The sequence below is a fragment of the Ideonella sp. genome, assembly GCF_044358605.1.
Taxonomy (GTDB): domain Bacteria; phylum Pseudomonadota; class Gammaproteobacteria; order Burkholderiales; family Burkholderiaceae_C; genus Ideonella.
In genome coordinates, this window is sequence record NZ_JBIKNQ010000005.1 from 68,876 (window position 1) to 89,910 (window position 21,035).

The 21,035-nt window shown below is 63.3% G+C and carries 21 protein-coding genes; 8 read left to right on the forward strand and 13 right to left on the reverse strand.

Annotated elements, in window-relative coordinates:
- Positions 1 to 92 precede the first annotated feature (92 nt).
- The 3 genes from efp (at position 93) to mnmC (ending at position 3,509) form a co-directional block, all read left to right on the forward strand.
- Positions 93 to 647, forward strand: a complete 555-nt coding sequence (gene efp / locus ACIQ3Q_RS03170; protein WP_396267522.1) for an elongation factor P — start codon at positions 93 to 95, stop codon at positions 645 to 647.
- Positions 648 to 711: 64 nt separating this feature from the next.
- Positions 712 to 1,665 carry a heme-dependent oxidative N-demethylase subunit alpha family protein gene (locus tag ACIQ3Q_RS03175; RefSeq protein ID WP_396267523.1) on the forward strand — a complete coding sequence of 318 codons (954 nt, stop codon included), beginning with the start codon at positions 712 to 714 and terminating at the stop codon, positions 1,663 to 1,665.
- Positions 1,662 to 3,509 carry an FAD-dependent 5-carboxymethylaminomethyl-2-thiouridine(34) oxidoreductase MnmC gene (gene mnmC / locus ACIQ3Q_RS03180; RefSeq protein ID WP_396267524.1) on the forward strand — a complete coding sequence of 616 codons (1,848 nt, stop codon included), beginning with the start codon at positions 1,662 to 1,664 and terminating at the stop codon, positions 3,507 to 3,509. The genes ACIQ3Q_RS03175 and mnmC overlap by 4 nt, the downstream gene beginning before the upstream one ends.
- Here mnmC and ACIQ3Q_RS03185 read toward each other — a convergent pair.
- From ACIQ3Q_RS03185 to ACIQ3Q_RS03195, 3 genes are all read right to left on the reverse strand, one after another.
- Positions 3,497 to 3,667 carry a hypothetical protein gene (locus ACIQ3Q_RS03185; RefSeq protein WP_396267525.1) on the reverse strand — a complete coding sequence of 57 codons (171 nt, stop codon included), beginning with the start codon at positions 3,665 to 3,667 and terminating at the stop codon, positions 3,497 to 3,499. The genes mnmC and ACIQ3Q_RS03185 overlap by 13 nt on opposite strands.
- Before the next feature lie 118 nt (positions 3,668 to 3,785).
- A complete protein-coding gene (rpiA, locus tag ACIQ3Q_RS03190) occupies positions 3,786 to 4,454 on the reverse strand; it encodes a ribose-5-phosphate isomerase RpiA (protein ID WP_396267526.1) in 669 nt (222 codons plus the stop codon).
- A complete protein-coding gene (locus ACIQ3Q_RS03195; RefSeq protein WP_396267527.1) occupies positions 4,451 to 5,452 on the reverse strand; it encodes an NYN domain-containing protein in 1,002 nt (333 codons plus the stop codon). Before ACIQ3Q_RS03195 ends, rpiA begins: the two co-directional genes overlap by 4 nt.
- A 110-nt stretch (positions 5,453 to 5,562) precedes the next feature.
- Between ACIQ3Q_RS03195 and ACIQ3Q_RS03200 the strand changes: the two genes are divergently transcribed.
- The gene (locus tag ACIQ3Q_RS03200; protein ID WP_396267528.1) at positions 5,563 to 6,603 is read left to right on the forward strand and encodes a quinone-dependent dihydroorotate dehydrogenase; all 1,041 of its coding nucleotides are present in this window, start codon (positions 5,563 to 5,565) and stop codon (positions 6,601 to 6,603) included.
- Here ACIQ3Q_RS03200 and ACIQ3Q_RS03205 read toward each other — a convergent pair.
- The 4 genes from ACIQ3Q_RS03205 to ACIQ3Q_RS03220 all read right to left on the reverse strand — a co-directional run bounded on the left by ACIQ3Q_RS03205 (position 6,590) and on the right by ACIQ3Q_RS03220 (position 9,147).
- Positions 6,590 to 7,057 (reverse strand): DoxX family protein, encoded by a 468-nt coding sequence (locus ACIQ3Q_RS03205; protein ID WP_396267529.1) that lies wholly within the window; start codon positions 7,055 to 7,057, stop codon positions 6,590 to 6,592. The two genes, ACIQ3Q_RS03200 and ACIQ3Q_RS03205, sit on opposite strands and share 14 nt — an antisense overlap.
- 105 nt (positions 7,058 to 7,162) lie before the next feature.
- Positions 7,163 to 7,999, reverse strand: coding sequence for a putative DNA-binding domain-containing protein (locus tag ACIQ3Q_RS03210; protein ID WP_396267530.1), 837 nt, complete (start codon positions 7,997 to 7,999; stop codon positions 7,163 to 7,165).
- Complete coding sequence (locus ACIQ3Q_RS03215; protein WP_396267531.1) at positions 7,996 to 8,856, reverse strand: DUF692 domain-containing protein; 861 nt, start codon at positions 8,854 to 8,856, stop codon at positions 7,996 to 7,998. Before ACIQ3Q_RS03215 ends, ACIQ3Q_RS03210 begins: the two co-directional genes overlap by 4 nt.
- A gap of 9 nt (positions 8,857 to 8,865) precedes the next feature.
- Positions 8,866 to 9,147: a DUF2282 domain-containing protein gene (locus tag ACIQ3Q_RS03220; RefSeq protein ID WP_396267532.1), complete on the reverse strand. Its 282-nt coding sequence runs from the start codon at positions 9,145 to 9,147 to the stop codon at positions 8,866 to 8,868.
- Between ACIQ3Q_RS03220 and ACIQ3Q_RS03225 the strand changes: the two genes are divergently transcribed.
- Together ACIQ3Q_RS03225 and ACIQ3Q_RS03230 are read left to right on the forward strand one after the other, a co-directional pair.
- A complete protein-coding gene (locus ACIQ3Q_RS03225; protein WP_396267533.1) occupies positions 9,133 to 9,822 on the forward strand; it encodes a sigma-70 family RNA polymerase sigma factor in 690 nt (229 codons plus the stop codon). The two genes, ACIQ3Q_RS03220 and ACIQ3Q_RS03225, sit on opposite strands and share 15 nt — an antisense overlap.
- 52 nt (positions 9,823 to 9,874) lie before the next feature.
- Entirely contained in the window at positions 9,875 to 10,048 is a 174-nt protein-coding gene (locus ACIQ3Q_RS03230; RefSeq protein WP_396267534.1) for a zf-HC2 domain-containing protein, read from the forward strand.
- 42 nt (positions 10,049 to 10,090) lie between these two features.
- Here the strand turns inward: ACIQ3Q_RS03230 and ACIQ3Q_RS03235 are convergent, their stop codons facing one another.
- The 3 genes from ACIQ3Q_RS03235 to pcp all read right to left on the reverse strand — a co-directional run bounded on the left by ACIQ3Q_RS03235 (position 10,091) and on the right by pcp (position 13,521).
- Entirely contained in the window at positions 10,091 to 11,356 is a 1,266-nt protein-coding gene (locus ACIQ3Q_RS03235; RefSeq protein WP_396267535.1) for a hypothetical protein, read from the reverse strand.
- Between the two features lie 114 nt (positions 11,357 to 11,470).
- Positions 11,471 to 12,766 carry a hypothetical protein gene (locus ACIQ3Q_RS03240; RefSeq protein ID WP_396267536.1) on the reverse strand — a complete coding sequence of 432 codons (1,296 nt, stop codon included), beginning with the start codon at positions 12,764 to 12,766 and terminating at the stop codon, positions 11,471 to 11,473.
- Between the two features lie 77 nt (positions 12,767 to 12,843).
- Positions 12,844 to 13,521, reverse strand: a complete 678-nt coding sequence (gene pcp / locus ACIQ3Q_RS03245; protein WP_396267537.1) for a pyroglutamyl-peptidase I — start codon at positions 13,519 to 13,521, stop codon at positions 12,844 to 12,846.
- Positions 13,522 to 13,659: 138 nt separating this feature from the next.
- On the opposite strand from pcp, the gene ACIQ3Q_RS03250 reads away from it, so the two are divergent.
- Positions 13,660 to 16,191, forward strand: coding sequence for an ATPase, T2SS/T4P/T4SS family (locus ACIQ3Q_RS03250; protein WP_396267538.1), 2,532 nt, complete (start codon positions 13,660 to 13,662; stop codon positions 16,189 to 16,191).
- A gap of 45 nt (positions 16,192 to 16,236) precedes the next feature.
- Here the strand turns inward: ACIQ3Q_RS03250 and ACIQ3Q_RS03255 are convergent, their stop codons facing one another.
- Positions 16,237 to 17,091, reverse strand: coding sequence for an ABC transporter substrate-binding protein (locus ACIQ3Q_RS03255; RefSeq protein ID WP_396267539.1), 855 nt, complete (start codon positions 17,089 to 17,091; stop codon positions 16,237 to 16,239).
- Between the two features lie 32 nt (positions 17,092 to 17,123).
- Positions 17,124 to 17,606, reverse strand: coding sequence for a cytochrome c-550 PedF (pedF, locus tag ACIQ3Q_RS03260; protein WP_396267540.1), 483 nt, complete (start codon positions 17,604 to 17,606; stop codon positions 17,124 to 17,126).
- 279 nt (positions 17,607 to 17,885) lie between these two features.
- Between pedF and ACIQ3Q_RS03265 the strand changes: the two genes are divergently transcribed.
- Positions 17,886 to 19,997, forward strand: coding sequence for a sigma 54-interacting transcriptional regulator (locus ACIQ3Q_RS03265; RefSeq protein WP_396267541.1), 2,112 nt, complete (start codon positions 17,886 to 17,888; stop codon positions 19,995 to 19,997).
- 1 nt (position 19,998) lies between these two features.
- On the opposite strand, the gene ACIQ3Q_RS03270 is transcribed toward ACIQ3Q_RS03265, so the two are convergent.
- Positions 19,999 to 20,967: a hypothetical protein gene (locus tag ACIQ3Q_RS03270; protein WP_396267542.1), complete on the reverse strand. Its 969-nt coding sequence runs from the start codon at positions 20,965 to 20,967 to the stop codon at positions 19,999 to 20,001.
- Positions 20,968 to 21,035: the final 68 nt, after the last annotated feature.

A 21,035-nucleotide genomic window follows, 5' to 3' on the forward strand; every position in this document is an offset into this window, starting at 1 on the left:
GCCACTGGCGTCGTCAGCGGCCAAATCCTGGTTCTGCAGGTAGACGACGAGAAACGTAGCCCCGCCCCCTACACCCGAATCTGGAATTCACCATGAAAACCGCACAGGAAATCCGCGCCGGCAACGTGATCATGCAGGGCAAAGACCCGATGGTCGTGCTCAAGACCGAATACAGCCGTGGAGGCCGCGGTGCAGCCACCGTGCGCATCAAGATGAAGAGCCTGCTCAGTGGTTTCGGCGCCGAAACCGTGTTCAAGGCCGACGACAAGATGGACCAGATCATTCTGGACAAGAAAGAGTGCACCTACACCTACTTCGCTGACCCGATGTATGTGTTCATGGACGCTGAGTACAACCAGTTCGAGGTGGAAGCCGAGAACATGGGCGACGCCATCTCCTACCTCGAAGACAACATGACCGTTGAAGTCGTGTTCTACGACGGCAAGGCCATCTCTGTCGAGTTGCCCACCACCGTGGTGCGCGAGATCCAAACCGACCCCGCCGTCAAGGGCGACACCTCGGGCAAGGTGCTCAAGCCTGCCAAGCTCGTCGGCACCGGCTTCGAAATCTCCGTGCCCATCTTCGTGGAAAACGGCGACAAGATCGAAATCGATACCCGTACCCACGAGTACCGCAAGCGCGTCTGATCTCTCAGACACCGCACAATCAAGGCACCTTCGGGTGCCTTTTTTGCGTCCACTCCCCCTTGCCATGGGCCACTTCGACTTTCATCACGCCCTGACCACGCCGTTTCGCATGCAACCTGGCCTGCGCAAGCTGGCTGCGGGCACGCCGCAACTCACGCCGCTGCGGCCTGGTGCCACGCACCTGCGCGAGAAGCAGGCTGTCCTCGCCCATTGGCCCACCCAAGCCCTGTTGCAAAGCCCAGGCTTTGACGCCGGGCCCGCCCTGCAAGCCTTGGCACAGCAAGCCCAGCAAGAACACCCAGCAGCCTTCGAGCAGGTGGGCGGCACCTGGCATGCCCATCACCTGGGCTGGTGCGTCGATGGGGAGGGCCATGTCCGCCAAACCCAAGCGCTGTGGCCCGATGCGGGCCCTTGCTTGCAAGCCATGGCCCCGGCCTGGCGCCAAGCCGCCCTGCTCGGCTTGGCCTTTGCAGAGGACTTTGCCATACTTGACGCAGCGACCCAGCGCGTGCACTGGCTGGCCGTTTGCCTGCCCTCCCATTGGGCACCCGAGCACAAGATTGGCCTGAGTTTTGCCGAGCTGCATGCGCCCGTGGCCGACAACCAGCTCTTGACCTCGGCCAGCGCCCACCTGGTGCGCTTAGTCACCTCCGCGCAGCGCTGGGAACGCTTTGTGTGGACCGTCACCTCGCACCCCAGGCTCCATGCCCACCCCCGGCGGATGGGCCCAGAGCGCTGGCCTGCTGATCTGCAGGCGGGCAGCGTGGTGGACATGGCTTGGTGGCGCACAGAGCGCCAGACCTTCATCCCCTTGGTTGAGCACGGGCAAGCGGTGTTCACCATCCACACCCAAGTCACGCCGCTGCGGCAAGCCTTGCCAAGCCCAGAGCACGCTGCGCTCGTTCACGACAGCCTGGCCAGCATGAGCCCGGCCGTGCTGGCCTACCGCGAACTGACCCATGTTCAGGCCCCGCTCTTGGCTTGGTTAGCCCAGCGCGCCCAGGGCCTGCAGCCATGATGCCGGTGCTCGGGCCCGGCGCCTGGACCGGCTCGCCCTGCTATGTGGTGCTGAACACCCAGTGGGACGACGGCGCGCATTTTGTGGCGACCTGGGCCGCATGGCGGGCTGATGCCAAGCGCCCGCCACGCTTGGTCTATGTGGCCGTAGTCGACACCGTGTCACGCAGCGCCTGGCACACCGCGCTGGCCGCCAGCCGCAGCCCTGAACTGGCCGCGCAGTTGCTAGCAGCCTGCCCGCCGGCCAGCCCCGACCTGCACTTGCTGCACTTTGAAGACGGCGCCGTGGCCTTGCATCTGGCCGTGGGCAGCGCCAGCCAGTGGCTGCCGCTGCTGCAGTTGCAGGCCAATGCGCTCATCCTGCCGCAGCGCGAGGAGGCCGCGCACAGCCGCCTGTTCTCAGCCTGCGCCAGGCTCTCAGCGCCGGGCGCAGTGGCCCTCACCCCCGACACCCCAGCCGCCCGCCAGGGCCTGCAAACGGCCGGTTTCTTGGCACAGCCGCCTGAAACGGGTTTGCTGCGCATGCAGCGCCCTCGGCCCCAAGAGCCTGGGTACCGTCCGCTGGCGCCCGCGCCTCGGGGCCGACGCAGCGCCGCGCCGTCTCAAACTGCGGTGGTGATTGGCGCGGGCTTGGCCGGGGCTGCTGCGGCCCAAGCCTTGGCGCGCCAGGGCCTGCGCGTCACGGTGCTGGAGCAAGCGCCCCGCCCCGCCCAGCGGGCCTCGGGCAATGTGGCGGGGCTGTTTCACAGCGTGGTTCATGCGCAAGATGGCGCCCATGCCCTGCTCTTGCGGGCGGCCGCCTTGTACGCCGCCACGCACTACCAAGGCTTGATGAGCGTCGGCGCTCGCGGTGAAGTGCGGGGCTTGCTGCGTGGCCTGCTGGACGACGAGGCCTCAGCCCCCCTCGCCACGCCAGGCCCGACACTCACCGCGCTGCAAGCCCAATTGAAGCGGCTCGGCCTTCCACCCGACCATGTGCAAGTGCTGGATGCAGCCGCCGCCAGCGCCTTGGCCGGCACGGCCCTGCCGATGAGCGCTTGGCACTGCCTGCAAGCGGGGTGGATGAACCCACCCAGCGTGGTGCAAGCCTGGCTTGCCGCGCCTGGGGTCACGCTGCAAACCCACGCCGACGTGCTGGCGCTGAGGCAAGACCCGCACAGCCATACCTGGCAGGCGGTGGACGGCCAAGGCCACGTCTTGGCCGAAGCGCCCCTCATGGTGGTGGCCAGCGCCCAAGACAGCGCACGGCTGCTCGCCCCTTGGAGCGATGCGGCCACTTGGCCGCTGGAGAACACGCGCGGCCAAATCACCCACATTCCCCCGGCGCAGTGTGCTGCGTGGCAGGTGCCCCGGCCCGGTATGCCGGTGGCCAGCGGCGCGTATGCGCTGGGCCTGCCTGAGGATTTGGGCGGTGGTGTGCTGTGCGGTGCTACCAAGCAATGGGACGACGCAGACCCGTGCGTGCGGGCAGACGACCACCACCACAACCTCGGTCAGTTGCACGGGCTGCTGGGCTGGGCGGCACCTGCCAATGCCGACCTGGCAGCGCTGGGCGGCCGGGTGGCTTGGCGGCTGGCCACGACAGACCGCTTGCCCGTGGTGGGGGCCGTGGCCGCGACCGACTGGGCTGGGCTGCGTCAGCTAGAGCAGCCCCGTCATGTGCCTCGCGTGGCCGGCCTCTACGTGTGCACTGCTTTGGGCGCCCGAGGGCTCACCGTGGCCCCTTTGCTGGGCGAGGTGCTGGCCGCCTGGGTCACGGGCAGCCCCATGCCCCTCCCCAGCCGTGTGCTGGACGCGATCGACCCCGCGCGCTTCATCGCGCGGGCGCAGCGTCAGGGCGTTTGAGGCGGCGGGGTGTCGGCGGCCGCAGGGTCAGCGGCGCCTTCGTCGGTGTCAGGCAGAGGCGGCAGGCCCGCCGCTTTGCGGGCTGCTTTTTCTTCCTTCTTGCGCTTCTTGGCCAACTCACGTTGGCGCTTCTCGTAGCCGTAATTAGGGGTCGCCACAGGCTGTCCTTAAAGTAAGTAGGAGGGCGTCTGCCCCCGAAAGGAGCCTTGGGCGGCGGCGCCACGCTGGCGGCGTGGCACTGTCACCGGCATCAGGATACAAGCAAAAAGCGTCGCCTCAGCGCGCGAAGCTCAAGGTACGCACACCAGACGGTGTGCCCAACAAGCACACCTGGGCCGCATGGCGGGCAAAAATACCCACGCTGACGACGCCGGGCCACTGGTTGACCTCGGTCTCCATGGCCAGCGGGTCGGTGATCTTCAAGCCGCGCACATCGACGATGATGTTGCCGTTATCGGTGACCACGCCCTGGCGCACGGTGGCTTGGCCACCATAGGCGGACGCAAAGCGACGCGCCACTTGGGCGGCCGCCATGGGAATCACCTCAACCGGCAGTGGGAACTGGCCCAGGGTCTGCACCAGCTTAGATTCGTCGGCAATGCACACAAAGGCCTGGGCCAGGTCGGCCACGATCTTTTCGCGCGTCAGCGCTGCGCCGCCGCCTTTGATCATGCAGCCGGCATGGTCGATCTCGTCCGCGCCGTCCACGTAGACGGGCAAGGACTCGACCTCTGAGGCCTCAAAGACTTTGATGCCATGGGCCTGCAGCCGCTCGGTGCTCTTGATGGAGCTGGACACGGCGCCCTTGATCTGGTCCTTCATGGTGGCCAGCGCATCGATGAAGCAATTCACCGTTGAGCCTGTACCCACCCCCACGATGCTGCCGGGGACCACATGGGCCAGTGCAGCTTGCCCCACCAGGGCCTTGAGTTCGTCTTGCGTCATAGGCTGGGATTATCGCTGGGTGGCGGGGCACTGACGTCGTCGCGCAGGTGAATCTCCACCGCATTGGGCCCACGCTCGGTACTGACCACCCTGAAGCGCACGGGCGCGCCCGCGCTCAGATCCGCCAGTTCGCAGTTCTGCAAGGCGCTGAAATGGAAGAAGAGATTGGTCTGCGCGCCTTCAGGCCGGATGAAGCCATAGCCCTTGTCCGTATTGACATTGGCAATCGCGCCCTCGGTGGCTTGCAGCAAGAACTGCGGGTCATCTTGAGGGCGGCTGGCGGCGGGCGCGCCCACCACGGCCTCGGGCAGGGGGCTGGGCGCACCCGCCTCGCGCACCCGCTGCACAAAGATCTGGGCCACGGAGGAATCGCGCTGGCGACCACGGCTGTCGATCTCGTCGGCCATCATCACCGGGTAGGTGACCTCATTGATCAGGGCTTGCGAGGTGCGCGTGGCAATGGTGCGGCCTTCTCGCTGGAACTCGAAGTCCCAGGCCAGCAGCATCACCCGCGTGCCCAGGGTGTTGAGCTTGCGCACCAAGGGCACAAAGTCGCCGTCGCCGGTGATCAGCACCGTCACATCAAAGTGCTTCTGCACGGCCAGCTCAAAAGCTTCAAGAGCAAACCAAACGTCGATGCCCTTTTCAGAGATGTCGCCATGCGGGTCGGCCGTGACGGGCAAGAAATGCAGGGTGACGCCTTCGCGGATCAGCACATCGTCAAACTGCCGCTCGCGAAACAGCACGTCTTGCGCCTGTGCCAGCTTGGCCGGCAGGCGGCCGCGGAAGTAATGGGCGTCAACGATCTGGCAGAAGCGCTTCTCGACGCTTTCTTGCTGAGCGACTTGCTCGCGAATGAATTCATGCAGGCCGCCGATGGAGAGCCGGGCGCGGCGCTCATGCTCATACAGGTAGAAGTTGGAGACGTGGGAGAGATAGGTACCGTCATAAAACACCCCGATGCGCAAAAGGCCTGGGTGCTGAGATGAGTTTTTCACAGATAAATGAACAGGTTAAGAAGGTTGGACAATAGAGGCTTGAGAGCATCTCACAGTTTGGCCGAGCTTCCCGGCCTAGGCTGGACCGCCCACCCCTCATTTCTGCACCCATGGCCCTGATTCCCTACGCCCTGACCCGCCCGTTTCTCTTTGGCATGGACGCTGAAGCGGCCCATGAACTGACCCTGGGCCAAGTGGCCAAGCTGCAAAACACGCCGCTGCAATGCCTGTGGGCCGAAACGCGGGTGAATGACCCGGTGACCGTGGCCGGACTGAAGTTTCCGAACCGCGTGGGCTTGGCCGCAGGCCTGGACAAAAACGGCCGCTGCATTGACGGCTTGGGCGCCTTTGGCTTTGGCTTCATCGAGGTGGGCACCGTCACTCCCAAGGGCCAGCCGGGCAACCCCAAGCCGCGCATGTTCCGCCTGCCCGAGAAGAACGCGCTTATCAACCGCCTGGGTTTCAACAACGAAGGCTTGGCCTCGTTTCTGGCCAATGTGCAGCGGGCCAAGAGCTTCAGGGCGAATGGCGGGATCTTGGGGCTGAACATCGGCAAGAACGCTGCCACCCCCATTGAGGAGGCCGCCAGCGACTACTTGACCTGCTTGGATGGCGTCTACCCACATGCCGACTATGTGACGGTCAATATCTCCAGCCCCAACACCAAGAACCTGCGCGCCCTGCAAAGCGACGAGGCGCTGGATGGCTTGCTGGGCGCGCAGGTCGAGCGCAAAGCCAAGCTGGCCAGCCAACACGGTAAGTCCGTGCCCATGTTCTTGAAGATCGCACCGGACCTGGATGCCGACCAGATCAAGGTGATTGCCGCCACGCTCAAAAAGCACGGCATGGACGGCGTGATCGCCACCAACACCACCCTGAGCCGCGAGGCTGTCAAGGGCTTGCCGCATGCCGAAGAAGCGGGCGGTCTCTCAGGCGCGCCGGTTTTGGAAGCCAGCAACATCGTCATCGCGGCTTTGCGGGCTGAGTTGGGCAGCGGCTTCCCCATCATCGGGGTCGGCGGTGTGCTCTCAGGGGCCGATGCCGCCAGCAAGATCAAGGCGGGTGCAGACCTGGTGCAGATCTACACCGGCCTGATCTACCGCGGCGGCCCCTTGGTGCGAGAGGCCGCGCAGGCGCTCAAGCCAGCTTGAGCCTGCGCTGCAGCCAGGGGCTGAGCCAGTTGTCCAGGGCCCACTTACCAGGCCCCCACAAGACCAAGGCGGCCAGCAAGCTGCCCCAGAACAGATGCTGGGTCATGGCCGCTTCCGGGATGTCTGTCAGGCTGATCACGGCCATCACATTCACCACCGACAAACCCAGCGCCGCAAAGCGCCCGCCCAGGCCCAACACCAGCAAGACGGGCAGCACGATCTCGCCCGCTGTGCCGGCCACCGCAGCCACTTCGGGCGGCAGCAAGGGCACGTGGTATTCCTCGGTGAACAAGAACACCGTGGTCTCCCAATCGCGTAACTTGGTCAAGCCCGCCATGAAAAACACCTTGGCCACGTAGAGCCGTGCCGCCAGTTGCGCCAGGGGCTGAAGCTTTTCAAGTGTGCTGCTCAGCAGGGTCCAAAGATTCAGGCCATTGGCCAGCATAGAAGTCATCGCAGAGATCTTTCAAGTTGAGAAATGGGCGCGCCCCGCCCCGCGCGCGCCTTGGAGGGGCGTGTAGAGGCGACGACCCGATATGGGGCGGACGCTAATGGGGCGCTAGAGGAGCTGCACTCGGCAGAGCCAGGCATCACCCAAAGCCCGCAACAGCCAAGACTGGAAATCAAAGTCCGTGTCTTGCGCGCCTTCCAGCGCCAGAGCCAAGCTCTGCCCCTCAGCCAAGCCCTGCATGAACTGCGCTTCGGACGACGTGACCGTGCCCGCACGCGTCTGCCAGCCTTGGCGCCACACCAGCGTCACACCGGCCAGAGGGTGGTCGGGCGACAGCAACTGAGCGATGACTTCAGGGTCAGGCTCGGCCGCCAAATGCGCCTGTCGCAACTCAGCCAGTGGCCAGAGGCTGTGGACCTGCACCAAGCCGGGCACCAGCACTAGGCTCAATTGTTCGGGGTCTACCTCAGCCAGCAAATGCAGGTCTTCCACCCCCTGCGGCACATCAGCCAAGGTCGCCGCACAGTGCACAGCCCAATCCAAACGCGCACAGTCGGGCAACCAGGGGTAGTCGGCCAGGGGCTCAAAGCCGGCCAGCCAATCGGCCAGACCACCGCCCCAGCGGCCTAAGTCACCCAAGGTGGGCGGCGCTCGCCACCACAGGTCACGCGCCAGCACCTGCATGGCCTCTTCGCCGATCATGGCGGCCACGCTCGGGTAGGCCGCCATCAAGGCGCGGTGGGCCACGGCCAAGCCGTTGGCGCGATACGCTCGCAAGCCCGACAAAGCCTGGGCTTGGGCCTGCGGCCCCGGCAAAGCGGCCATGCCCGCGGGCAACTGTTGGGGCGCCTGAGCGCTGAGCACAGCCGCCAAGAAACTCCTCTGGGACAGCGCCTCGGCAGCTGCCGCTGCATCGGTTTGCTCAAGATCATTCGCCTGGGTCATGTGGCCTCCCGCAGAGCCGCCGTGACAGCTTGAGCCACAGACTCCGCACGCCGAACCTCGTCCAGCAGCACGTCCAGTGGGGGCACATCGGTATCCCATTCGATCAGCGTGGGCACCCGGCCAAAGCGGGCCAGCGCATGGGCATAGACCTGCCAGACGGGTTCATGGACTCGGCTGCCATGGTCGTCAATGACCAGTACACCTTCGTCGTTATAGCCGGCCAAATGGATCTCGCCCACCGCAGCAATGTCCAGCGCATCCACCACGGCACAGGCAGCCGCCACCGGGTCGGGCTCTGCCGTGTTGAGTGCATTCACCACTAAGTTGTTCACGTCCAACAACAAACCGCAGCCGCTGCGCCGTGCCAGCGCATTCAAGAACTCAGCCTCACTCAGGGTGCTGGTGGTCCAGCGCACATAAGCTGAAAGGTTCTCCACCAGAATCGGGCGGTGCAAGCGGTCTTGAACCTGCTGCACATTACTGACCATGACGTCCAGGGCCGCCGGGTTGAACGCCACGGGCAGCAGGTCCGCCCCGTGCACAGGCACCAGCCCAGGGCTCAAGGGAGCCCGCGCAAAAGAGGCGTGGTCGGACACGCGCACCGGCTGCACCTGCTCGACCAAGCGCGCCAATTGATCCAGATGCCATGGGTCCAAACCGGCCGCAGAGCCCAGGGCCAGGCCAACGCCATGCAGGCTGATGTCATAGGCCTTACGCCCTTGACGCAGCACCTCCATGGCAGCCCCCCCTTCGGCGAAAAAATTCTCCGAATGCACTTCCAAGAAGGCCAGCGGCTCGCGCCGCTCCAGCAAGGCTTGGTAATGGGGGCTGCGCCAGCCCAGACCCACGTGGCTCATACCCCGCGATTACTTCTTCATCGACCTGGCTTTGGCTTCGTCAGCCGTCATGCCCTTCATGTCCTTGCAGGTGCCCTTGGCAACGAACTTCCACTCGCCCGGGTCGTTATCCACCTTAGCTTGGCCGGCGCAGGAGTGGGTGCCCGCCAAGTTGGCGCAATCATTGGCACCGGCTTTGGCAATGCCGTAGCACTTTTCTTTGCCCTTCTCTTGGGCATGCGCGTTGGCCGCACCCAAGCCCAAAGCCAAAGCGGCGGCCAATGCGGAAGAGACGATTTGACGCTGGTTCATTACGATTTCCTAAACGTTGAAGGGAATGCACCGAAATTGATGCTGAACGTGAGTCGCACGGACAAGAGCATCCTTACACTCGCATCGACAAGTTTTTTGGAGCCCGACTCAATGGTCGATTTTGCGAAAGATGTGGAAGCGCTGCGGCCGCAATTGATGAAATACGCCCGCAGTCAGCTCAGAAATGAATCCTGGGCCGAGGATGCGGTCTCCGAAACCTTGCTGGCCGCCTTGGAGAAGCCGCAGGCCTTTGCCGGCACCTCCCAGCTCAAGACTTGGCTCGTGGGTGTGTTGAAGCACAAGCTGGTGGATCAATTGCGCCATCAGAGTCGCGAGGCCACCATTCTTGACAAGGACGACGCCGAGGACATCGACGACTTGCTCTTTAACGAAACAGGGCACTGGCGAGACAAACCCGCTGACTGGTCCGATCAACCGGAGAAGCTGATGGGGCAACGGCAGTTCTTGGCCGTGTTGGATGCCTGCGTCGAGCACCTCCCCCCCGCACAGGGGCGAGTGTTCATGATGAGGGAGTGGCTGGAGCTAGAAACTGAACAGATTTGTAAGGAGCTGGACGTTACGGCGACCAACCTGTGGGTTTTGCTGCACAGAGCGCGCATGCGCTTGAGAGAATGCCTGCAGGAGACCTGGTTCACGCCCAGTCGGCACACCTAAATCTCTCTCAATCGACATGAAACCTATGCTTTCGTGCAGGGAGTCCGCCTCCTTGCTGCTACGTGCCAGCGATGTCCAGTTGACCCTTGGGCAAAAAATGCAGGTCCGGCTGCACTTGATGATGTGCGGGGCGTGTACCAATTTCAGCAAGCAGGTCAAGGTGATGAATGGCGCCATGGGGCCTTGGCGGGCCTATCGCAACGACGAAGAACGCGCCGACCCATAAAAAAGGGTGGCGATGGCCACCCTTTCCTGAAGTGCAAGCGTCTCAGTGGGCGAGCAGCGCTTTGTCTGCGGCCACTCTGGCCGCCTGTGTCGAAGAGCGAGCGGCGGTGCCTAAGGGTGGCGGCAGTGGCGTGGCGCGGCCCGTGTCGATGTAGAAATTCACACGCGGTGCGATAAACGGCAACTCAGATCCATCGCTCATGCGCCTGAACTCGCGCTCCAAGACCCAGCGGATCTTCCCCAGATTGCCGATGGGCTCCCAGGTTCGCACAGCAGTTGAAGTCACGCCGCTCCTGCGCGTTTGGACGATATTGGGGCCGTCGAAGACCCAGCTATCAATGGGCGCGCGCATCTCAGTGCCCGCGGCAAGGTCCAGGAAGATGCGCTCACCTGTGCCGTCACGATAGAGATAGATCAAGAAGGGGTTGTTGGTATCCACAAACAGGCCGCTGTTCCACTGCCGAGCCGCCTGGGTGAGCGTGCCGAAAGTGCCGCCAGCCAAAGAGCGGGTCACCAGAATTTCTTGGACCCAGGCCGGCTTGTCGGCCACAAAATCAGCCATCAACCAAGTCTCGGCTCCCGTGCTCGTATCGACTTTCAAGCGGGTGTACCCTCGGCTGAAGCTGGGAAAGCTCAGCATCAACCAGCCTTGGCTGTTCACCGCCGCAGGCACCGCTGTGCCCGTCCGTGCGAACTGCATCGAGCCCCCGGTCAGCAGTGTTGTGAGGTCCACCCCCAGCGAAGAGACTTGGCTTTGCAAGTCCGTTCGAGGCGTTTCGGAGAAACCCGCCCAGCGCGCACCCGGTATGGTGTCCGACATCGACGGGCGAGCCGACATGCGCAGATGGCTTTGGGCTTCGGTGATGTCGTCAATGGAGGTGCTGGACAAAACCAAACCCGCATCACAACCGTCCACCACCACACGGCTGGTGTCTGCACTGATCGCTGTAGTACCGGAACGCTCAGTCCCTGACTGCCTCAAGAAAGCGAAACGTGTCTCCGTGCTGCGCGCCGTCGCGGGCTGGCCGCAGCTGTCGAAATGCTCTCCAGGGAAATCGAAAACTCGGGGAATGGTCAAAGTGACGATGCGTCGGGTTCCGTCATCAGTGTAGGTACCGGTCATCTTGCCTTGACCGTCCACGATGTCAGCTTTGAGCTTGGTGTTGTTCCAGTCCACCAAGAAAGTATTCGTACGGCCATGAGAATCGACGTAGTACGCTGTCTGAATGACTGCAGCCTGCGCCGTCGCCCCAAAGAGGCCAACCGACATCAACAAGACAAGCCGCCGCGTGAGCGCAAACTGAGCCATCCACTTCTCCTGAGTGTTTTAAGTGGTGCGATTGTGCAGACTCAGGGACGAAAGAACATCCCTGATTTCACTGTACGGGGAGTGGCATTGCGGCCACTCCCGCACGTGGCTCACTCACCAGCGCCGCAGTTGCAGCGACGGTGCCAAGGCGTTCCGAAGGCCTGAATTCGGAGCTTCAGCGGGGCTGGAAACCAGACTTTGGCTGGTCTGGCGCTTTGCCAAGAACGGCTGGGAAGGCCCCTTGTCCACCTGAAGGTGCACGCGCCGGGGTGTGAAGGTCCAGGGGTCGCCGTTGGCCGGGTAGACGATGTCCTCCTCCATCACCCACTGCAGAGACCCGGCCGTACGAATTGGCTCCCAGGTACGCAGGCGATAGTCGGTGCCGCCGTGGGGAATCCGATGCACGACATTGGCACCCTCATAACGCCATGTCATGGGGCTGAAAGAGCCCACCTCGGTCAGGCTGTTCCAAGCGCCCCGCTCGCCGCTGCCATCGCGAAAGAGACGCTGCAAGAACCAGGCTTCTGGCTGATGCAGTGTGAAGCCCGCTTGCCAAACTCGAGCCGTATTGTTCAGCTCGCCAAAGCTGGCTGAGCGCAGTGGCTTGACGGCATGCACCTCCTCAACCCATTTAGGCTCACCGTCTTGAAGATCGGCCATCAGCCATGCCTCGGCATCGTAGGTATCCCTCTCGAGGCGCGTGTAAGCACGCTGCCCCCACGGGAAGTTCAACACCAGCCAGCCTGTGGGGCCTTCTGTATACGGCACACGAGTACCCGTGCGTTCAAAGCGCACGACACTGCGCCCGCGTTCAAACCGCGTGACATCCTGCGGCATCTGCCAACTATTGCCCGAGTCCGTTCGCAAAGCCTCGGACAGCCCCGCCAAGCGACCGCCCCCGGTCAGGTCATCGTGACCTTTGCGCGCTCTCATCTGCAGATGGTTGTAAGGCGTCGTGGCATCTGCCACGTTGAAGCTCCACAAAATCCTACCCGCTTCACACCCCTCGCTGATCACGCCCTGCTCATCGACGGTGATCGCCGTCTGTCCCCGGCGATCAAAGCCCCCGGTCGTCTTGAAAAAGAAGCGCTTCTGGGTGATGCGTATCGGCACTTTCTGCCCGCACCTGTCGAAGAGGGTGCCGCCGTCCATCACTCGGGGAGAGTCCAAGTTCATCATGCGGCCTGCGTTCTCAAGCGCCCAGGACCCCGTCACGACACCGTCCCGGTCCACCATCCTAGACCGACCGTGCGGAAAGTCAGAAGGCTCTTGGTACCAATCAACTAAGAAGGCCGACTTTTGTATGTATGCCGGTGCGTAGTAAGCCGTTTGGCTGCTGTGTGCGCTTTGAGCCTGTGCCAAACCGCCCAGCACACTGAGCCCCAGCGCCAGCCAATATCTGCTTTGCATAGAAAACCCTCCAGTGGATGTCGAGGGCTACAGCCTAGGCATGACCTCCGCGCATGTCTTCCGCAAACTTGTGGACATCAGTTCAGACTGCCTTGGGCCTGACGCACATCAGCCATGCCCCTGAACGCCAGACAAATCTCTAGCGTGCGCCGAATGGCCTGCACCTGCAGCGCCAGCGTCATGCTGGCTTGGCCAGGCCGATTCACTACTTGTTCAGGCAGCCACGGCACATGGATGAAGCCCGCCTGCACCCCAGGCCGATGGGCACAGGCGTGCATCAGCCCATAAAACACATGGTTGCAAACGAAGGTACCCGCCGTCTGCGACACACTGGCCGGAAGACCCACCTCCCGCAGACCCGCCACCACCGCCTTGATCGGCAAGGTGCTGAAGTAAGCGGCAGGGCCAGACGCCCGCACCGGCACATCCACCGGCTGAGCCCCAGCGTTGTCTGGGATGCGCGCATCGTCCACATTGATCGCCACCCGCTCAACGCTGATGTCGGTGCGCCCCCCAGCTTGGCCCAGGCAAATCACCAAGGCGGGTGCCAGGGTGTCTAGCGCCTGCTCCAGCGCTTGCAGCGATGCCCCAAACACGCAGGGCAAGATGCGGGCGTGAACGCGATAGATGCGGGCGTGAACGCGATGCGCGCCGATGAGTGCCCCATCGAGTTGCCGGGCAATGGCTGCGCTGGGGTTCAACTCGTCGTCCGCGAAGGGCTCAAACCCGGTCAGCAGAATAGGAGGGGTCGTCATAAGCTCTGGAGTGGCGGTGAGGGATAAACCGGGCTTTCAAGGCCCTGATTCTCGCTTCCTTAGGCCCGTTCAACATCTAGCATCAAGACAGCCATCAAAGTGCGGCATGGTGCGCGCTGGGCACGAGGTTGTCAGCCTATGTCTGATCTGTCTGAACTGTCACTGGTCCCCCGCGACGAGGAATTAGCGGCGGCTGCCTCCGGGCCAGCATATCCGCAAGCCTTTTCGTGGCCCACGCCGCCTTATGCAGACTACGCAGCGGCGACTCCGCAAAGCGATGCACAAGCCTGCGAAATCGAAGGCATGAACGGCAAGACTCAGCAGGCTTTGATGACGCTGTTCGACATCCAAGCCGGTGTGGTGCATGTGCAAGTGCCACCATCCCGCTCCATCATGCCGCTGCGGATGACGCACTTTCGCCGGCTCACGCTGACCGAGCCACTGCTGCCTCGCCCGGCGGCCGGGCCCAAAGGTGTAGCGCTTGAAGGCTTTCGCCTCGCAGTGGATTTTCAGATTCGACTGACAGGCGGCGGCGAATTCACCGGCCGCACCGTTGGTCATGTGGAAAACCCACTGGGCCTGTTTTTGTTTGAGAAATTGGATGATGCCGGGGCCGTCAAGCGCATCTTCCTGCCACGGGGCGCTTACGAACAAGCCCGCATTGGCGAGTTGGTGGGTGAACTGCTGGTACGCCAAAACACAGCCTCTCCGGCCCAAATTGCCCAGGCCATTGCCGAGCAAAAGGAGCTGCGCAATCAGAAGGTCGGCGACATTCTCATCAACCAGAAGGTCGTCTCAGCCAACCAGTTGAGCGAAGCGCTGGACGCCCAATCTCGCATGCGCATGATCCGCATCGGCGAGGCCTTGATTGGCTTGGGCCTGATCAACCAAGAGCAGCTCGATGCCGCACTGGCCCAACAACAAGTGCAACGCACCGTCCCCTTGGGCGAGTTGCTGGTGAGGGCCGGCCACATCCAACGCAGCGACCTGCGCCTGGCACTTGCCCGCAAGATGGGCTACCCGGTGGTGGATGTGGAGGCCTTCCCTGTGGACGCCCAAGCCCTACGCTTGGTCAACCTCAGCGCCGCCAAACGCTTGGGGGTGTTGCCGCTCCAGGTCTTGCCTGGTCGCTTAGTGGCCGCGATCGAAGATCCGTCGCGCCGCGATGCCATCGACGAGTTGGAGTTCATTGCGCAGTGCAAGGTGGTCCCCGTGCTGCCCGCCGCCGATGACTTGATGCGCATCATCGTCAGCACCTATGCCCGATACGGGTTTGAAGACACACCGAGTCCCATCCTCGGTGAGGCCTCGCTGGTGGGCTCGGGCTTTGAGGGTGGCGTGACGGACTCCCTGCTGGCCTCACTCGATGACGTGGGCAGCACCGGCCAGCAAGAGCAGGTGGACGAGAAGCCTATTGAGCAGGCCGACAACACCTTGGTGCGCTTGATCAACACCATGATTGTTGACGCTCACACTCAAGGCGTGTCCGACATCCACATTGAGGCCGTCCAAGGCAAAGAGAAAGTGCGGATCCGCTTTCGGCGAGACGGCATGCTCAAGCCCTATGTCGAGCTGCCGCACACCTACCGCAATGCCTTGATCGCGCGGATCAAGATCATGTGCGACTTGGACATCTCCGAGCGGCGCCGCCCCCAAGACGGCAAGATCAACTTCGCGCGCTTTGTGCCGGGCTGCCCCATCGAGCTGCGGGTGGCCACCATCCCCACAGCCAATGGCTTAGAAGACGCGGTGATGCGTATCTTGGCCTCTGCCAAGCCGATTCCGCTGGATAAACTGGGCATGTCCGAGCGCAATCTGCGGGAGCTGAAGGCGGCCGTTGAACGCCCTTATGGCATGGTGCTGTGCGTAGGCCCCACGGGCTCTGGCAAAACCACCACGCTGCACTCGGCGCTCAGCTACATCAACACGCCTGAGCGCAAGATCTGGACGGCTGAAGACCCGGTGGAAATCACCCAAGCCGGGCTGCGACAGGTGCAGGTCAACCCCAAAATCGACTGGACCTTTGCCAAGGCCTTGCGCGCGTTTTTGCGTGCCGACCCGGACGTGATCATGGTCGGTGAAATCCGAGACGGCGAAACCGCTGGCATTGCCGTGGAGTCTTCGCTGACAGGCCACTTGGTGCTCTCCACCCTGCACACCAACAGCGCGGCTGAGACCATCACCCGCCTGTTGGACATGGGCATGGACCCGTTCAACTTTGCGGACTCTTTGTTGGCGGTGCTGGCTCAGCGCTTGGTGCGTCGTCAGTGCCCCAAGTGCCTGACCTCCAAGCCTGCCACGGCTGAACAAGTGGAAGAGTGGCTGGACGACTACCTGCACGCCTGGGGCGGTCATGCCGAAGCGCCTGCGCGTGACAGCATCTTGGCAGACTGGGTTCAGCGCTTTGGCAAGAACGGCCAACTACAGGCCTATCACAGCCCCGGCTGTGACCATTGCGATCACACCGGCGTGCGCGGTCGTGCCGGCATTCATGAGCTGCTCACCGTCTCGCGCACTCTGCGGCGTTTGGTGCAAACCGGCTCGCGGGCGGAGGAGCTGCACCGCCAAGCCATGATCGAGGGCATGCACACCCTGCGCCAAGACGGGCTGGAGAAGATGCTGCAGGGCATCACCTCCATCGAGGAAGTGCGCGCGACCAGCAATGTGTAAAGCCTGGCGAGGCTGATCCAGCCCGCCAGCGCTCCGCTCATGTGTTCAGACGGGACGCCACTTGACGCGAGCCTTGGCGAACATCTCGGCGAGCTTGCCAGACGATGCCAACCCATTCATCGCAGCCTGCAAGGCTTGAGCCAAGTCCTGGGCCTCAGCCTTCACGGCGCACCCGACGGCCCAGCCTTCTTTCATGCGCGGTACAGGCAGTGGGTCGATGGCATACCGATCATCACCCGCCAGCACAGACTCCAGCTCTGAGGCCTGCCCAGCGGCTGCAGCCACCTCGCCGCGCTGCAAGGCCTGAGCCGCCTCGACACCGTCTTTCAGTTTCGTCAGGAGTTGGTTCCGATAGGCCCCACCTTCGGCGCCAATCAGCAGCCAGCCCGCCAATGTTTGGCCGGGAACCGCGATCTTTTTGCCCTTGAACGCGTCGAGTGAATCCGCCTGGGGCACATCGGCCACACGGCGTGCAAGCATCACCCGCTCGCGGTAGTAGGGGGCAAAAACCTGCACTTGCTTGTTGGCTTCCATCAAAGGGCGATCAACCGGCACATGCAGCATCACATCGGCCGGACCAAAGCCCAGATAGTGCCCACGCCACACCATATTGCGCAGATCGTCTTTCATGTCTTCGCCGGCATTGAAGGGCAGAAGCGATAACTTCAATCCCAGTGCCTGCGCCAAGGCTTCCGCCAGGTCCACCTCAATGCCTTTGCCCGCCACGTGGAACGGCGGCAAATCGTTGTAGATGGCCACACTCAGCCGCCCCAGTGTGCGCAGCTTGTCCAAAGTTGGCGTGGGCATGGCACTGGTCTGTGCAGGGGCCGCAGACGCGACCCCACCCAAAGCCAGTGCAGTAGTCGCGCCCAAAAAATGGCGGCGTTGAATTTGAGACATCAGCAACTCCCGACGAAAACGACGATCACATCTTAGAGCGGCTTCTCGCGACGGGTTTCCAGGTAGGCCTTGATGGCCCACATGGCTTCTTGCGACAAGGTGCCTTCAAAGGGTGGCATGTAGACGGCGCCATTACGCACACGACCTCGACGCGCGGTGGTCAGATAAAACTCATCGATCTCATTGACGCAGGCTTGCTTGCGCTTGGCATCCTTGAGATTGGCGCACTCAGCGTCCATTTTGCGCAAGTCTGGCGCAATGCCACCAGAGATAGCCTCCAGACCATGACACCGGGCGCAGTTCTGGTGGTAGGCAGACGAGCCGATCTTGATCGCTTCGGCGTGGCCACGGAAGGGATTCTCGACGCGCCAGGCCTCGCCAAGCTGAGGCAAAGTCTTGGTGTCTACCGCTTGTGGCGTGACATCTCCGTGGGCGCTGGCTGCGCCAGCCGCCAGTGCAAGCACTGTCAAAGAGGCCAAGCGGGCCAAGCCCAGGGGCATGCGAAAAGTAGTCATCTGCGTCTCCTAATGATGGTGTAAACCCGAAGTTTTGAGCGATTTACTCGCTGTCAGGCACTAAATCTGCAAGGGATGTGCCAGCTTTGAGTTTGGGCGCGCCTACATGGTTTGAGACTTCAGGCCATCGGGGTGAGTCCTAGTCAAAGTGTCCCGGTCTGGCACGCAAGCCAGCGCTTGACCGGACGATGACACAGTCGTACTGTTCGCCTGTTCAATTAAAGAGCAATTCGGAGACAAGCCGGTCGCCACAAGGGGCCGGCGCCTTGGAGTATCTGCATGGCAGCTTTTCTGCCGCCCGGCGCACACAGCGCGGGCCAACGTCGTGGGTCAGAGTCGACCAGCCGCACGGTCGTGCGTTCGGGTCCTTTTGGGCCATCGCACACTGAAGCGATAGAGCATTCGCATCAGCGATGTGCCGCTTTAGGGCTGTCGCGCATCGAGCGCCCCGACTTCTCTCCGCTCGGTCGCACCGATCTCACCGTGGCCAGAGAACGCAATCTGCGCCTTTACAGCCATGCGGCGCCGGTGATGGAAATGCTCTATGAGCAGATCGTGGACACCGACTCCATGGTGGTGCTCACCGACGCCACAGGCACCATCCTGCACTCCACGGGTGATGACGATTTTCTGGGCCGCGCGGCCAAGGTTGCCCTGGCCCCAGGGGCCAACTGGTCCGAGGCGGCCAAAGGCACTAATGCCGTTGGCACCGCCTTGATGGACGAAGTGCCGACCCTGGTGCATGCCGAAGAGCACTTCATGCATGCCAACAATTTCTTGACTTGCTCGGCCGCACCCATCCTCGACCCGCGCGGCAACATTTTGGGCGTGCTGGATGTCTCGGGCGAGCAGCGCAGCTATCACCAGCACACCATGGCGCTGGTGAAGATGTCGGCGCGCATGATCGAGAACCACTGGCTGACCGACGACTACCGCAATGTGATGCGTCTGCACTTCCACAGCCGGGTCGAGTTCATCGGCACCCTGATGGAAGGCATCTTGGCCGTCTCGCCCGATGGCAAGATCGTCGGCGCCAACCGCGGCGCCCTCGAACTGCTGGGCCTCTCGGGCGCGGCTTTGCGCATGCACTCCCTCAGTTCGCTGTTCGGCACCGCCATCGGCAATCTGGTTGACCGCTTCCGCTCACCGCTGGCCGTGCCGCTACCCGTGGAGATGAGCGATGGTCACCAGTTCCATGTGCTGGCCAAGTTCAACTTCCCTGTCTGGTCACACACCGAGAGCCCCAGCGACGAAGCGCGCTCCACCTTGCGCCAATCAGCCTCTGCGGCCGAAGAAGCCACACTGCGCGCCGCTCCTGCTGCTGCGGCGGCCGCCGCTTCAGCGTCTGCCGACAGTGGCCTGCGTCACCTTCAAACTGGCGACGCTCACATGGATGCAGTCGTCGAGAAGGTGCGCCGTGTCCTGAACCGGGACATTCCCATCCTCATCTTGGGCGAAACCGGCACCGGCAAAGAGCTGCTGGCGCGCGCCATTCATCAAGACTCCGAGCGCTCCCGCCAGCCCTTTGTGGCCGTCAACTGTGCATCCATTCCGGAGACCCTGATCGAAGCCGAACTCTTTGGCTACGAGGAAGGTGCCTTCACCGGCGCTCGCCGCAAAGGCTCGGTGGGCAAGATCGTGCAAGCCAGTGGCGGCACGCTGTTCTTGGACGAAATTGGCGACATGCCGCTGCAACTGCAGGCCCATCTGCTGCGCGTGCTGCAAGAACGCCAAGTCACGCCGCTGGGCAGCACCAAGTCGGTGGCCGTGGATGTCAGCATCATCTGCGCCACCCACCGCAACCTGCGCGAGATGATCGCCGCCAAGCAGTTCCGCGAAGACCTGTACTACCGTCTCAACGGCTTGGCCGTCAAACTCCCGGCACTGCGGGAACGCAGTGATTTGATGGTGCTGACGCGTCGCATTCTGGAGCGCCAAGTACCGGGCAAGCGGCTGGAAGTCGCCGAGGACGTGCTGCGCCTGTTCCGCAGCTATGCCTGGCCGGGCAACATTCGCCAACTCTTCAATGTGCTGCGCACCGCCGCAGTGATGGCCGCAGGCGATGCCCTGATCACCCGCCATCACCTGTCGGACGACTTTCTGGACGAAGCCCAGCGCGCCGCGACCCCCGCTCCCAGCGGGCCCGAACTGAGCATGCCCCTCAGCGCGGCTCCAGCGACTGCGGTGCCGCAGATGCAAGCGCCCGCCACGCCGGAGCCGACCGCAGCGGCCGTAGGCCCGGCCGAGCCCACGGCCCCGCGCTCCTTGCAAGACATGGAGATCGACGCCATCCGCCAAGCGGTTGATGCGGCGGGCGGCAATATCTCCGAGGCCTCCAAGACCTTGGGCATCAGCCGCAATACCATCTACCGCAAGCTGCGCTGGAAGTAAGCTACTCCTCCTCGATCTGCCGCCAAGCCCGTTGCCAGTTCAAGGCATGGCGTGGGTGCTCGCCCCAGCCGGCAGGCAGGGCGGGCCAGCGGGCTGGGGCGTCGGTTTCCAGCCCACCGCCCGCTTGCCGCGCGCGAATCGCCTGCGCCAAGGCTTCCAAGTAGTCGGCCGACTGCGCCAACAAAGCCAGGCCCTGTGCGGGCCCTTGCTCGGGCAGCCAGACCACGGTCGCGCCATCGTGTCGAGACAAGCTGCCCAATTGCTTCAGGCTGGCCTGCAAGGTGCGCAAGTCCGCATCACGCAAGTCAGGTGGCCCATCGGCCCACAACAGACCGGGCGCTGACCAAACGGCGGCACGCTTGAGCCGCCACACCAGCACGGGCTGTTCCGGCGTGCGCTTCAGCCTCCACCACACCCAAGGCCCCAGCTCGCCTTGATCGCCAGACACCAACCCTCCGGCCAAACCGGGTGCACCGGGCACGGTGACCACCGTGTCCGCCCCCAGGTCTTGGGCCGCCGCCCCCATGCGCACCTTCAAACGCTCCTCGCAATGGGCGCACTGTTGCTGCATGGCAGCCGCTACCGCCTCATGAGCCCAGAGGGCAGCCCGCGGCCAAGCGCGGTTACCCAGCACCAACTCAGGCCGGGCCCAGGGGTTGACGATGTCGCTGACCTGCCAGCCTGTTTGCTGGGTCAGGCTGCAGGCCAGCGCCTGGCCCAGGGTGGGCGAAGGCCCGCTGCCCAAGAGCCACACTCGCCCATCACCCGGCACCTGGACCGCCATCAGGGCCGACACCCGGCCACGATTGGTGGCGTCCGCATCGCCTGCTTCTCCGGGCAGCCAATAGGCCTGATCCGTCAAGCGCAGCCACGCCAACCCCTGGGCGGAACAGGCTGCGGCCCACGCCCAACCAGAGCAAGCCCACAGCCCCAACAGCAGGCACAAGGCCCGGCACCACTGTGTCAACATCGAACACTCCTCTATGCCCTTACTCAGGCTGCTGTCACATCTACGGATCCTTGCCCGTTTTTCTGAGG